The organism is Acidovorax sp. Leaf191 (assembly GCF_001424425.1).
In the GTDB taxonomy this organism is placed as follows: Bacteria; Pseudomonadota; Gammaproteobacteria; order Burkholderiales; family Burkholderiaceae_C; genus Acidovorax.
This window is the reverse complement of sequence record NZ_LMPT01000018.1, coordinates 355,253-368,217: the sequence shown is the minus strand read 5'-3', so window position 1 is coordinate 368,217 and position 12,965 is coordinate 355,253. Positions and strand designations below refer to the sequence as shown.

The window sequence follows — 12,965 nt, the reverse complement described above, 5'->3', positions numbered from 1 at the left end:
CGCCAGCAGGCCAAAACAAGCCCCTGAAACCCACCGAACCCACCACCCGCCCGCCGGTTGTGCCCCCAGTTCGGCCCGGATGTGCCCCCCCGCCACTCCGGTTTGTGCCCCCAAACCTGACCGGACGCCCTAACCTCTCCGGCCCCTGAGCCAATTTTTTGTGCGTGCGATTAGCCGTCCACAACCCCCCCCAAACCCACCAAACCCACCAAGCGGCGAGCTGACCACCGGCCCCAAAGTCCGCCTTTCGGCGTCCGACCCGCCCACTTCGCCCAACTTCAGCATGTTTAGAGCGCACGCACATGCAGCACTCGTTTGTCCACGGCCGTCCGTCCATGACCATAGAGGCATGCACTCATCCACAGACAACCACATCCCACAACATCACCCCCGATTCACGACGAGCTGGCCCAAGCCCAGGCGGCCTACGACAGCGCGCTGGAGAAGTTGCTCAAGGCCTGCGCGGAGTTCAATGAAGGCGCGGGCAAGGAGTACGCGGAGCTGATGCAGCGCCATGCGGACCTGCGCAGCAAGATCGCCACCCATGAGGCCACGGCAGAGGCCGCCACCGTGGAGTTCAAGCAGTTGCTCGCGGCTGCGAACTACGAGAAGACCAAGGCCGTGAAAGACGCTCTGTTTAAGAAGAACGACGCAGTGGCCATTGCCGAAGAACTGCGCGAGGCGCTGGCTGATTCGGAGCGCACTGCGCTGCCCCTGCGGGCCAGTGCTTCGCGTGCTGCGCAGTCCTATGCCAACGCCCATGACATGGCCTATGCGGCCTATGCACGGCTGGAGGTGTTCAAGGCCCTGGCAGCGTCCGAAGACAGGCTTTCTCGGGCCTTGGCGCTGCTGGCGCATGTATCGGATGCTGTCGAGGTCGAACGCCATGTGCAGGACGCGCGGGAGCATCGCATGAAGTTCGTGTGGAACCGGCTGGTGGCGGTGGCCAAGCAGTTGCCTGAAGCCCAAGAGCAGCCTGAGGTCGAAGCGCTGGGACCGCTGCAGTTGGGGCCGTTCGCGGGGCGGGCGTACCTCACACCGGTGCAGGCGATGCGGCTGCAGCGTGCGGAGGCTGAGGCGGCTGCGGCGGCCTGAGCGTCACGATGAAGCGAGCCAGGTGTGCGCCTGGCTCTGAAAAACAAAAGGCCCCGGCAGTGATGTCGGGGCCTTTTTGCTTGGGGCAGAATTCGGCCAAAAGCAGCCGTTTGCGGGTGCCTAATAGCGGGCGAGCAACTGGTATTTCAGCGGTTAGTTTGCGAAGCTTATGTAGCTTCCAGACGAGATCCAGTTAGTAGGCGCTATTGGCTTCCACCAGTTCCTGCGCTTCGCTAGCGATTCTTGTGAGTTGCCCGAACTCGGTCTCAAGTCCGGCGTGCACACTCCACTTCTCCGGCGCTCCAGGCATGCCCTCGAGGCGGATGTCGAATGTCACACTCCCAAGCGATGTGCAAGTGACAGAGAAGTAAAGATCGCCTTCAAGTGACCCCCATTCGAGAGCGCTATTCCAAGGTGCTTTTTTCGCGCCAAGATCAGTAAAAAAGCGCCCCAAACTAGGGGCGTCGTCGTCAATCCAAACTTCTGTTTGGGCGGCTACGCGATGTCCCAATATCTCAACGATGAAGTAGCCGCCCTGGCCCCTGCGGATTTGCAACTCACGATTTGACGAGGTAGATTTGATAGACAGCATGTAAAACGCTCGGCAATTTGGAAACTCAGCCTAGACAAGTATCGCTTCAACATCGCAAGGCCCGGGTTCTCTGGCTGCACGTATCGGACTAGGAATAGGCCGGTGTGCGAATGCCATGATAGGTTTTGTTCTGGGCGCCCAGCGTCTGCTGCGGGCCCCGCTAGCGCCCCTCGCTGTGGGTCAGAATTCGGCCAACAGCAGCCCCACGACCGTGACATCAACTTCGCTTAGCACTGTATATGACCAAGTTGGCCTATGGAGGCAAAAAGCAGCGTTGGCTTCGGAGCGTCATCGTGTCGGCTTTTGCGCTATCTGCATCCGCTGGTTTCGCGCAAACGGAGCCCGCTGAATTTTCAAATCTTGAAGCGGCAAAAAAATGGTTTGCTCAGGCATATCCGCACTATGAAGTTGAAAGTAAGCCAGTCCGAAAGGGTGAGGCGGGACGAATCGTCGCGTTCTACGGTATGCAAGGGTCGGGAATTATCAGAGCTGTTGGCTGGTACTACGCATGCGGGCCTCTCAACGATGACTGCCAATTGCTTACTGTCGTCCACCTTGGGGAAATCAAGTCGATGAAAAGTAAACCGACTGCTATCTGGTCTGGAACACACCTAATCGTGCGCGTTGACGGTCGAGAGGTTGGTAGAGTGAAAGTGCCCAACTAAAGCACTTGCAGATAGAGCTAAAGACTGCATTGGCCCGCTAGCGTCCCTCGCTGTGGGGCAGACTCCGGCCAGAAGCAGCCCTTAGATGAACAACTCTATGTCCGACCCAAAACTTGAACAGGGACTGCTTGGTGTCTCCTGGGACGTCTCCCATGAAGACCTCGAACTAGCCCACCCCGGTGGCAAGTGGAATCGACGGACTGAAGCCGGCACTGCTTGTCTCGAATACAGCGTGAAGAGTCCGGGCAAGCTCTTCGGCACTGAGTTGGTCGGGCATCTGCCCTTGAGGTTCATCTTTGACATAGACGGAAAGCAGCCGCTGAAAGCACTTTCCTGCTGGCTTCGAGTTCCGTTGGGCGGGGTGCCCAATGCCGTAGAAAGAATCGAGGCTGCCTGCGGGCCGTTTCTCGCGTCCAACATTAGAAACGGGGATTGCTGGACGCAATTCTTGCGTCCGGGCTTTGTCATTTTGTTGCTATCGAGGAAGGCAGTTGGGCAGCAGCATGAACGACTCAATTTGACGGTGGGCTATCACCGGAACGGACCAATGGCGTAGATGGCGTAGATGGCGTAGATGGCGTAGATGGCGTAGATGGCGTAGATTAGCTGTTGAGCGTCTGCTTTGGCGACGAACGTTAGGCGGCTTTGGGCCCTGAGCCGCCGTTGCGAGGCACCACCCGGAAGCTGCCTTTGACCCGCTGCACGCTGCTGTTGGAAATCCCGCTGTCTGACAACTGCAAGCTATAGTTTGCTGACTTAAGGCGTGCCGGGTTTCATGGAGTCTTTATACCTGGACATTTGAGCAGGGCACTCCTTGCAAACCTATGCTGCAAGCCGCTTCCAGGAGAAATCAGTGTCCAGAATATCCCGCACGGTCCAGTGTATCCCGCAGGTTTTGCGGGATACATCACGTTAAATTGCGGAAACGCGATGTGGTCTGAATGCTTGCTCCTCCTCGCGCTGTCGGTAGGCGGGCTGCACTATTTGTATCCGTATTGGAAGGTGATGCGCTCGTCTTTCGAGCACGTCAGTGAGCCTGTTCAGTTTCAGATTGGCCGCAGTTCCACCGCTGAGTCATTGGAGCCTCTCTTCGAATTGACGGCTTCGGTTCAAACCAAGGATGGCCGAGAACAGCGAATTGAGGTCTTTCCGTGGCATTCTGACAATGTCTTTCGGACCCGCGAGGAAGCGGAGGAGGCCATTGCCCGAGCGTGCGCCCTGACCAGCGGCAAGTCTTCGACGATAGTTGTTGGGGCAGTCCTGGGTTCAAGGAAATATGTCTCGTCGCACATCTCGCCCAGAGCGCGTCGCGAGATTGCAATATGGTCTTCAGTCGCAGCGGGGGTCGGCGTGTTTGGGCTCTTTCTGGGGTGGCATATTGAATTCGCGAAGAGTTGCGCACGCGTTCCAACTGGGTTGGCGCCGCAGATTTAACAGGTCCGTCAACGCGGACGCCCAAAGTCGTCCCGCCGCAATGCGGCGCCGTTCATTGGTCGCCGGTTACGCCCGACGTTAGGCCCCCTATGCGTAGATATCTCTCGCTCGCAGCCATCGTGGTCGTACTCGCCATCGCAGCTATTGGCTACAGGCACATTAGCGCCGTTCACGCAGAGCCCGAACCATTCAACGCACATCAATGGCAAGAGCGCTCGGACCAGACTCTTCTAAACGACCCAGGCTGCGTCCGTGGTGGCATGGCGCTGACACTCGTTCAGAGCGGCGGACTTCCAGGTCTATCCAAAGAGAAAATACTTGAGCAACTGGGGCAAGCTGAGGCCGGACACGCCACCCAACTCCGCTATGGCCTCGGCCAGTGCCACTGGGACTGGCGGCACAGCACATTGGTCGTAAGATTCAAGCCCAGCGGTTCGGTTGCTGACGCATCCATCGAGGCAGAGTGAAAATGCTCAGCTCACTCGCGCCAGCCACCAGCCTAACTGGGCGTTGAGCGTCTGCTTCCATTCGCTTCCACAGGCTGCTCCTGGCCGGATTCTGCCCCACAGCCGAAGGTTGTAGCTGGCTCACCAAGACCTATTCTTGACCGTTCTGTTCTGCGGCCATAAGCACCTTGATGTCCACCAAGTCTTTCTCTTGGTAGATAAGTTCCCATGGCACCACCGGGTCAGTAGCTTCCCATGCGACGAGATAAATTCTGCCGAGGTGCTCGCTCCAATCGAGGGCGTACCCCTCGCAGAACAAGCCTTCAACCTCTTCTGACAACTCGTCAAAAGGCACGTCCATAGCACCAACAAACAGAACGCCCTCGTACTTCACAAGGCGGCCATCCGCTGCAGGACGGTGGGAGGACCAAGATAGAAATGCGTCCATCTTGGCTTTCAGAGCTTCAGCAAATTCAGGTGTCATCTTCAACGCGTGTATGAATGTCGGCTTATGGCCGGATTCTGCCGCACGGAATGGACGTTAGCGGGCAAGTGCCTGAGACCCTGCCGCTGGCGAATGCGCTGCAACAACATCCAGGCTTCCGCGATATGGTGGTCGAGGCATCAGAAAAGGGGCTGTTTCGCTTGGAAGCTGAATTCCTACCTCTCCTGGACGACCAACAGTGTCCAAGATGCCATGCGAGAAATAGCCTGCGCCTCTCACAGGTCTGGAATCTCGGAACACATGTGCGCTACTAGGGTAGTTCCGCCGGTGAATTGAAATGACCGCTTATGCGCTCTACCGGAGTCTGCTCTTGGCCGGATTCTGCCCCACGCCGAGGGACGCTAGCGGGCCCAAAGCGGTCCCGTGTTCAGCCCTACAGCAAACATCGAATTCAATTCGTTTGGCGTTTGGCCGAATTCAAGTTCAACATGTTGAGCTGGCGGCGCACCTCCACGACGTCGGGGTTTGCTTCATTGGGAAGAAGCTGAAAGATGCGATCTGATTCGAGGAGGTCTCGCAAGGCATCCCGAAATCTCTTGGAGTTCTCGTTCCGCCGAAGCGGCTGAGCAGCTTGTTTAGTGAGATAGGCTTTATACACGGCCGATTTGCCACTCGCCGCTTCATTGAATTCGAGGGATTGCTCATAAACATACGCCTCCAAAAGAAGCCGAATTTTTGCGGCGACCTCTTGCTGCTCGGGACTGGCCAAAAGCTTTGCCAGAACCTCACGGTCGTCCAGTAGATCCAGATCAGCACCGTGGTCAAGCGATAGCAGAAGTTCGAGAACGCGGTCCGACGTTTTGCAATGTGCAGTGTCTATGGAACCTGATGTCATAGCAGTATTGAAAAGTCCGCTTCTGGCCGAATTCCGTCTCACACTCATCATAAGTCCGTAACGTAACCGGGCTTTCTATCTCGCCTATCTATGGGCGACAAAAGCCGTCAAAACACGTCAGCCAAAGGCTATGGCGCCCCCCCAACTCTCAAGCCAGCTGGCGTTTTAGCCGTTCCGATCAGCACGTCAAAAGCGTGTTGTCTAGCGAGAGGGCAGGCGCGGGGCACACTGCGCGCCGGGGTTCTCGAGGCCTTCGGAGAATACAGATAGCCAGTCTGGCCGTTTGGCGCGCGGCACTAACTGCCAACAGAGACAGCTGGGCCGATTTTGAGTTGCAGCAACTCGGCAGAGTAGGCAGAAACGGTCGATCAAAAGTTCAGACGAGGCGGGGTCTCGATAGCGCGCCAGGGTTTGGGGCGGGGGTACTGCTGAGGGCGCTGGCGAGGCCGCCAAGGGGTGAATGGCACGAGCCTGGGGATGCTGCGAGGACACCGGGGCCGCGCGGGGCTGTACTAGCTTCGTGGTGGCTTCAGTCGGCCTTGGATGATGCCCTTGTTGACTAAGGCCGTGGCGACCGACTGCCACCCAGGCGGGCGACACCAATGGCTCAGATCAGCCTGAAGCAGTAAACCAAGCGGGCGGTTTGACCGACTGCTTGCGGTCGAAGCGACACTAAGACCAGACTTAGCGAACTCCGCCTCCCAAGTGGTCCGCCCACCACTGCATCAGCTTGATCCGGTCGGCCATGTACGTAGTGCGGTGATACGCGGCCCGAATCTCGTTCTGCTCCCGGTGCGCAAGCTGTCGCTCGATCACATCCGGGTTCCACCCGTGCTCGTTGGCCACGGTCGAGAACAAGGCCCGGAACCCGTGGGCCGTGGCGATGGTCTTGTATCCCATGCGCGCGAGTGCTGAGTTGAAGGTGTTCTCGCTCAGTGGCTTGCTGGGGTAGTACGGGCTGGGGAACACCAGCTCGCGGCCACCGCTGATGGCTTCGATCTTGCCCAGCACTTCGAGAGCCTGTTTGGACAGGGGCACGCGGTGTTCCTCGCGCATCTTCATGCGCTCTGCTGGGATGGTCCACAGGGCCGCCTTGCGGTCGAACTCCACCCAGCGCGCGCCGCGCACTTCCCCGGGCCTGCAGGCTGTGAGCATGAGCATGCGCAGGCCCAACACGATGCTGGGGGCACCGTCATAGGCTGCGAGCTTGCGCATGAACTCGGGTAGCTCTTTCTCTGCCAGGGCGGCCCGGTGTTGGACGGTGCGCGGCTTCAAGATTTCCGAGGGCACCAGGTCGAGCATGGGGTTGGTGTCGATGCGCTGGTGCGTGACGGCCCATCGATAGATGGCTTTCACGCGCTGCAGCAAGCGGCCGGCCTGGTCGGCGGCCCCCTTGCTTCGACCTGCTTGACGGCTTCCATCACATCGCGGGCTTTGAGGCTGGCCATGGGGCGCGAGCCCAGAGTGGGGAAGATGTCGTTTTCGAGTGAGACTTGAATACGGCCCATGGTGACGGGCTCCCAGCGGGCCGACTGGTGTTCGATCCAGTCGCGGGCCACGGCTTCGAGGGTGTTGCGATTTTCGTGGATGACACGGGCCTTTTGCTCCTTGCGGGCCTCGCCGGGGTCTTGGTTGTCTTGCAGCAGCTTGCGGGCTTTGGTAGCGGACTCCCTGGCCATCTTCAAACTGATGTCGGGGTACACGCCGAAAGCCAGACGCTTTTCTTTTCCGGCGAAGCGGTACTTCATGCGCTAGTAGCGCCCGCCTGCCTTGGTGATTTCGAGGTAGAGGCCCAGGCCGTCTGAGTGTTTGCCGGGTTCTGTGAGGGTGCGGAGCTTCGTGTCGGTGAGTTGCAAGGGGGCACCAAAAAGGGCTGGGGGGCCCTTCAGCTCCTTCCACGCTCCTCCCAGCAAAATTGAGGGCATATCTGGGAGCTATGTCCCAAGGAGTGCGGTTTCATTGGCGCCCCTTTGCAAGCGCTGAACGTGCCAAGACCGAGCCCAGTCCTCCGTCAACCTCGCAGAAGGGCTGCCCTAGGCGGTGGCCGATTCGCAGCGCACTGCGCTGCCACTCCGCGCAAGCGCATCACGGGCTGCGGAGCAGTCGCAAACGCCCACAATGAGGCCCCTGCGGCCTATGACTGTCTGCAGGTATACAAGGCCATGGCAGAGTGCGAAGAGGCCTTCTCGAAGGCCATGGCGCTGCTGGCGCACGCATCCCACCCGTGGGCTTTAATCGGCACGCAGCGGATATGCGGGCCTACCGAAGGAAGTTCGCCGGGGATCGCCTCACGGCTGCGGCGTTGGAGCGGCCTGAGGTGGAGGCGCAGGGCATTCTGAAACTGGGGGCGTTTGCGGGGCTTGCTTACCTCACGCCAGTGCAGCCGCTGCAGCTCAAGCGCGCGGAGGACGCTGCGGCGGCCTGAGCCTCGCGATGATGACAGCCAGGCTCGCACTGGGCGCTGAAATGCAAAAGGCCCCCGCAGTGATGTCGGGGCCTTTTACCGTGGTTGCCATCGGCCAGAATCGGGCCCACGTCGATGCAGATGAAGATGGCTTGCCGCGGTTGACGTTGCACACATCGGACGGTAGCCGCTTGGTGTTCAAACGGCGTCCTGGAAAAGTCAACTGAACCGAGATCACCGTACGGACACTCAAGAAACGGCAGCCTGGCTTTCCCCGCATTGCCAAACACTCGCGTTGTAGCGCATCGCGGCCACGCCATGCGCAGCGACGCTCCAGCCAGTTCGCCGCTGCACGAGGGTCAAGCGACGTAAGCCGCCAACTCTTGCGGCGTCCCCTCTGGAAAGGCCTCCTTGAGCAGATCCAGAAACGCCGACACACGGGGGCTGAGCAGGCGGCGCGAGGGGTAGAGCGCCCACAGCGCTATTTCAGGCCCTGGAACATCCCCCCACTTCACCAAGGTTCCGGCTACCAGGTCGTGCAGCACCAGTGACAGGGGCAGCCGCGCAGCGCCCACCTGCGCACGCACCGCGTCGCGCACCATGAACAGCGAGGAGAGATGAAGCACGGGTTGCACCGCCAGGCGCTGCGGCGCACCTTTCGCGTTGGTGAGGTTCCAGATGGCGGCAGGAACGGCGCTGACGTCCGCACCCGCGCTTCCCCGCACCACCGCCGCAGTGGTCGCGCCAGCGCGCGGCTTGCGGAGTTGGGGGCTTGCAACGACCACGATCCGGTCGCGCAGGAAGATGCGGCCGACCAGGCGTTCGTCCGGGTCGGGGTCGACGCGGATCACGAGGTCGTAGCCCTCCTCCACCATGTCCACCGCCCGGTCTTCGGTCGTGACCTCCAGCCGCACCTCCGGGTGCTTCAAGGCGAAGCGGGCTGCCAGCTTGCCCATGGCAGCCTGCGAGAACAGCAGCGGGGCACTGACCCGCAACCGGCCTCGGGGCGCATCGCCACCGGAGGCGATGGCGGCGGTGGTTTCGTCCAGCTCGGCCAGCAGCACCGAGGTTTTCTCGAACAGCGCCCGCCCCTCTTCGGTGAGCTTGAGCACCCGCGGCCCGCGCTCGAAAAGCCGCAGGTTCAGACCGCTCTCCAGGTCCGCCACCCGGCGCGAGAGGGTGGCCTTCGGGCGGCCCGATGCGCGGGCAGCCCGGCCGAAGCCTCCGTGCCGGGCCACCAGCGTGAAGTCCGCCAGAGCAAGCAAGTCCATGTGTTCCACCAGTGAGACGCAAAGTCCAAATATAACGTCTATCGCACATGGAATGAAACGATGAAGATTCGGGCTTCTTCAACGCAACGGAGCAATTTCATGACCATTCTCATCACCGGCGCCACGGGCAACGTCGGCCGCCAAGTCGTTCAGCAATTGGTGAACCGGGGCGCCGATGTGCGCGCGCTGGTGCGCAAGCCGGCCCAGGCGAACCTCCCGGCGGGCGTGCACACCGTGCAGGGCGATCTGCTCGACATCGACGCCCTGCGCCGCGCCTTCGACGGTGTCTCCACGCTGTTCCTGCTCAATGCGGTGGTGCCCGACGAGTTCACGCAAGCGCTGGTGGCGCTGAACCTTGCACGCGAAGCGGGCATCGAGCGCGTGGTCTACCTGTCGGTGATCCACAGCGACCGCTACCTGAACGTTCCGCACTTCGCGGGCAAGTTCGGCGTGGAGCGCATGCTGGAGCAGATGGGATTCGGCGCCACCATCCTGCGGCCGGCCTATTTCATGGACAACGACCACAGCATCAAGGATGTCGTGCGCAACCATGGCATCTACCCCATGCCCATCGGGAACAAGGGCCTGGCCATGGTGGATGTGCGGGACATTGCCGAGGTCGCTGCCATCGAACTGCTGCGCCGCGAGCAGGCCAGCGGGCAGCTGCCGCTGGCACGCATCAACCTGGTGGGCCCCGACACGCTCACCGGCGAAGCGGTGGCCGGCATCTGGTCGTCGGTACTGGGCCGCCCCGTTGCCTACGGCGGCGACGACACCGCCGGCTTCGAGGCCAACTTGCGCCACGCCATGCCGCACTGGATGGCGTATGACATGCGTCTCATGAGCGAGCGCTTTCTGACCGACGGGATGGTGCCGGAGGCTGGCGACGTGCAGCGCCTGGTGCAGTTGCTCGGGCGCCCGCTGCATGCGTACCGCGACTTTGCGCACGCCGTCGCCTCGGCGGCCTGAGTGCTGCACGCACAACGTTCGCCCCCACCCCAGATCCAATCTGCCCCAGAGGACACCACCATGATCTACTCCACCGCCACCGTCCCCGTGAACCCTGCCGGCCCAGTCCCGCTCACCCGCGCCCAGGCGTGGGCGGGTCTGGTGCTCAAGGCCCGCGATGCAAGGCTGTTTCTGCCGCCGAACCTGTGCACCCACTGCGAGGTGGTGCAAGAGAGCGATACCCACTTCGTGCGCGAGGCCACCATCGCCGGCCAGGCACTGCGCGAGATCATCACCTTGGAGCTGCACAACAAGGTGACCTTCTTCCAGGCCACCGGCCCGCGCGAAGGCGCCATCGTCAACGAGCTGTTCGAGGACGAGCAAGGGAACCTGCAACTGCGCTTTTACGGCTATCTGGGCCTGCGGGGCAAGGCGCCCGGTGGGCCCGAGGAGCAGGCAGAGCAGGCCTGGACGGACGGCGACAAGGGCTATCGGAGCGCGCTGCTGTCGACGCTGCAGCGCACCCGCGAACTGCTGGCGCAAGGACAGCTGACAGGCGCTGCCGCATGAACCACGCCACGCCGACCACCAGCCACACGCGCATCCAATTGCGGGGGCTGGCGGCGGCAGGCGGTGCCTGCGCAAGATGCGGCAAAAGCCTGTTTGAAGATCGCTCGCAGCGGCCCGGGCTTTCCCCATCAGGCCATCGAAGCGCAGGCCTCACTGCCGCACGGTGATGCCGTCGGCATCACCCTCACCCTCGTCACATCCGGGGTGGCTGGCCCACGGGATCGCCGCTTTCATCCTCTTGCTCTCCCTCATACGGATCCGGAGCAGACGACTGCGGCAACTGCGGCTGTGGCGGCACCGTGAGCGGCTCCGTGCTGGGCGGCAGGTCGCCGGGCGGCAAGGGAAACGTATCGGGGACTTTGTGGATGGGGTGTTCTGCGGGGTCGGTGGCCATGGCGTTCTCCTGGGACAAAAATTGAATTGGGCCCGGTGGCGCACGCGCTCGGCGTAGGAGGCGGGCCCAGAACGGGGTGCGCTGCGAGAGGTTCACCCAACCCTTGCATGCGCGGCCAAGGCGCAAAAAAAGGCCCCGGCAGGGCTGCCGAGGCCTCGCGATGCACAGCGCTAACAAAACTGCGCTGCAGCACGGTCACTTGCTCTGGTCCTTGTTCTTCGCGCTGGCGGTCTGCTGGTTCTGGTCGGTGCTCTTGGTGCGGTTGCTGCGCCAGGTGCTGAAGTCGTCCGAAAATTTCTGGTAGCGCTCGCCGCGGAAGGTTTCATAGTCCTTGTCCAGGCTGCGGATCTGCTCGTTGCGCCATTGCAGGTAGTCCGGATCGTGGCCTTGCTGGCTTTGGTGGCGCCCGGCACTGAAACGGTCTGAATCTCCGTAGAACCCGCCGCCGAAGCGGTCCTGCTGGCTGCCGTACTGGCCGCCACCCCCATAGCCTTCGGAGAACTGCTCACGCCCGCCATAGCTGCCGCCTGGCTGGCGTGCACCGCCCCAGTCGTAGGCTTGTTGTTGCTGGTCACCTTGCGGGTAGCGGTTTTGCTGAACCTGCTGGCCACCCCGGGGGCCGAAGCTGCCGCCGCCGTAACGACTGCCCGGCCCGTTGTGGCCGTAGCCGCCGTATTGCGACTCATCGCTGCGGCCGCCCTGGTACTGGGACTGCGGGGCGCCAAAGTCTCTGTCGGAGCCGTACCGGCCGCCGTCGCTCTGTGCCTGGTATTGCCTGTCGTGCTGGCCGTCGTGGCTGCCATAGCCGCTGCCGCTGCGGTATTCCTGCTGCTGATGCTGTTGATGCCGACCGCCGTCGCTGTCGTACTCGCGTGCGTGGTTGCGGTTGCGTTCTTCGTCGTCACGGTATGCCATTGCAATCTCCTCGTTTCAATGAAAAGCGCATGGGCCTATTCCTCATGCGAAAACCCATGTTGAAAAAACACAGGGCCCATTTCTGTAGGCCATTCCTTACGCGTCTGTAGTGCTGTGGCTGCGATACAGATGTGCACATTCACGCCATAAACGTTGCACACCCGCGGCACGGCGCACGGGCCTGCGAGCCAAGGCGAACCGGCCATGACCGACGCACGGGGCCACTCCCGTCACGTGCGACAAACCCTTGGACACTGCGCCGGACATGACTACGATGACGACCACCCGGATGCACGGCGGATCCACCTTTTCCAGGAGCCAACCCATGATCAGCAAGAACACGATTTGCCTGTGGTACGAGCACGATGCCTTGAGCGCCGCCAACTTCTACGCGGCCACCTTTCCCGACAGTTCCGTCGGCGGGGTGATGCTGGCGCCGGGCGACTACCCGGATGGACAGCAGGGCGATGTGCTGACTGTGGAGTTCACCGTGGCGGGCATTCCCTGCGTGGGGCTCAACGGTGGCCCGCACTTCAAGCACAACGAGTCCTTCTCCTTCCAGATCGCCACCGACGACCAGGCCGAGACCGACCGGCTGTGGAACGCGGTGGTAGGCAACGGCGGCCAGGAGAGCGCATGCGGCTGGTGCAAGGACCGCTGGGGCGTGTCGTGGCAGATCACCCCGCGCGTGCTGACCACCGCCATGGCCGACCCCGACCGCGCAGCGGCCAAGCGGGTGTTCGAGGCGATGATGACCATGCGCAAGATCGACATCACCACCATCGAAAAGGCATGGCGGGCCAAGTAGCCGCCGCAGGTGGACCGAACCACGGGTCTGCCATCGCGGGCACGAACCCGCAACCACCGGGTTCTGTTTCGCCATGGCGAGCC

The 12,965-nt window shown here is 61.6% G+C and carries 15 protein-coding genes; 7 read left to right on the top strand and 8 right to left on the bottom strand.

Annotation, left to right across the window (positions count from 1 at the left end):
- Positions 1 to 447: 447 nt before the first annotated feature.
- Complete coding sequence (locus ASG27_RS13295) at positions 448 to 1,095, top strand: hypothetical protein (RefSeq protein ID WP_056417861.1); 648 nt, start codon at positions 448 to 450, stop codon at positions 1,093 to 1,095.
- 193 nt (positions 1,096 to 1,288) lie between these two features.
- On the opposite strand, the gene ASG27_RS26770 is transcribed toward ASG27_RS13295, so the two are convergent.
- Entirely contained in the window at positions 1,289 to 1,687 is a 399-nt protein-coding gene (locus tag ASG27_RS26770; RefSeq protein WP_156370748.1) for a DUF6228 family protein, read from the bottom strand.
- Between the two features lie 239 nt (positions 1,688 to 1,926).
- Here ASG27_RS26770 and ASG27_RS26765 point away from each other — a divergent pair, with 239 nt between their 5' ends.
- Positions 1,927 to 2,352: a hypothetical protein gene (locus tag ASG27_RS26765; RefSeq protein ID WP_156370746.1), complete on the top strand. Its 426-nt coding sequence runs from the start codon at positions 1,927 to 1,929 to the stop codon at positions 2,350 to 2,352.
- An 85-nt stretch (positions 2,353 to 2,437) separates the two neighbouring features.
- On the top strand, positions 2,438 to 2,908 hold the full coding sequence (locus tag ASG27_RS26760) for a hypothetical protein (protein ID WP_156371527.1): 471 nt from the start codon (positions 2,438 to 2,440) through the stop codon (positions 2,906 to 2,908).
- 1,475 nt (positions 2,909 to 4,383) lie between these two features.
- Here ASG27_RS26760 and ASG27_RS13285 read toward each other — a convergent pair.
- From ASG27_RS13285 to ASG27_RS27295, 4 genes are all read right to left on the bottom strand, one after another.
- A complete protein-coding gene (locus ASG27_RS13285) occupies positions 4,384 to 4,722 on the bottom strand; it encodes a hypothetical protein (RefSeq protein WP_156388139.1) in 339 nt (112 codons plus the stop codon).
- A gap of 406 nt (positions 4,723 to 5,128) precedes the next feature.
- Positions 5,129 to 5,572 carry a hypothetical protein gene (locus tag ASG27_RS13280; RefSeq protein WP_056417850.1) on the bottom strand — a complete coding sequence of 148 codons (444 nt, stop codon included), beginning with the start codon at positions 5,570 to 5,572 and terminating at the stop codon, positions 5,129 to 5,131.
- Positions 5,573 to 6,256: 684 nt separating this feature from the next.
- Positions 6,257 to 6,928 carry a tyrosine-type recombinase/integrase gene (locus ASG27_RS27300; protein WP_200912432.1) on the bottom strand — a complete coding sequence of 224 codons (672 nt, stop codon included), beginning with the start codon at positions 6,926 to 6,928 and terminating at the stop codon, positions 6,257 to 6,259.
- Positions 6,925 to 7,320, bottom strand: coding sequence for a tyrosine-type recombinase/integrase (locus ASG27_RS27295; RefSeq protein WP_200912431.1), 396 nt, complete (start codon positions 7,318 to 7,320; stop codon positions 6,925 to 6,927). Before ASG27_RS27295 ends, ASG27_RS27300 begins: the two co-directional genes overlap by 4 nt.
- Before the next feature lie 503 nt (positions 7,321 to 7,823).
- On the opposite strand from ASG27_RS27295, the gene ASG27_RS26755 reads away from it, so the two are divergent.
- On the top strand, positions 7,824 to 7,997 hold the full coding sequence (locus ASG27_RS26755; protein WP_156370739.1) for a hypothetical protein: 174 nt from the start codon (positions 7,824 to 7,826) through the stop codon (positions 7,995 to 7,997).
- A gap of 338 nt (positions 7,998 to 8,335) precedes the next feature.
- On the opposite strand, the gene ASG27_RS13270 is transcribed toward ASG27_RS26755, so the two are convergent.
- Positions 8,336 to 9,247, bottom strand: a complete 912-nt coding sequence (locus ASG27_RS13270; protein ID WP_056417845.1) for a LysR family transcriptional regulator — start codon at positions 9,245 to 9,247, stop codon at positions 8,336 to 8,338.
- A gap of 99 nt (positions 9,248 to 9,346) precedes the next feature.
- On the opposite strand from ASG27_RS13270, the gene ASG27_RS13265 reads away from it, so the two are divergent.
- Together ASG27_RS13265 and ASG27_RS13260 are read left to right on the top strand one after the other, a co-directional pair.
- Positions 9,347 to 10,216: an SDR family oxidoreductase gene (locus ASG27_RS13265; protein ID WP_056417841.1), complete on the top strand. Its 870-nt coding sequence runs from the start codon at positions 9,347 to 9,349 to the stop codon at positions 10,214 to 10,216.
- Between the two features lie 60 nt (positions 10,217 to 10,276).
- On the top strand, positions 10,277 to 10,765 hold the full coding sequence (locus tag ASG27_RS13260; RefSeq protein WP_056417839.1) for an AtaL-like protein: 489 nt from the start codon (positions 10,277 to 10,279) through the stop codon (positions 10,763 to 10,765).
- A 193-nt stretch (positions 10,766 to 10,958) separates the two neighbouring features.
- On the opposite strand, the gene ASG27_RS26750 is transcribed toward ASG27_RS13260, so the two are convergent.
- Together ASG27_RS26750 and ASG27_RS13255 are read right to left on the bottom strand one after the other, a co-directional pair.
- Positions 10,959 to 11,159 carry a hypothetical protein gene (locus ASG27_RS26750; RefSeq protein WP_056423024.1) on the bottom strand — a complete coding sequence of 67 codons (201 nt, stop codon included), beginning with the start codon at positions 11,157 to 11,159 and terminating at the stop codon, positions 10,959 to 10,961.
- A 195-nt stretch (positions 11,160 to 11,354) separates the two neighbouring features.
- Positions 11,355 to 12,074, bottom strand: coding sequence for a hypothetical protein (locus ASG27_RS13255; RefSeq protein ID WP_056417836.1), 720 nt, complete (start codon positions 12,072 to 12,074; stop codon positions 11,355 to 11,357).
- A gap of 325 nt (positions 12,075 to 12,399) precedes the next feature.
- Here ASG27_RS13255 and ASG27_RS13250 point away from each other — a divergent pair, with 325 nt between their 5' ends.
- Complete coding sequence (locus tag ASG27_RS13250; RefSeq protein WP_056417833.1) at positions 12,400 to 12,882, top strand: VOC family protein; 483 nt, start codon at positions 12,400 to 12,402, stop codon at positions 12,880 to 12,882.
- Positions 12,883 to 12,965: the final 83 nt, after the last annotated feature.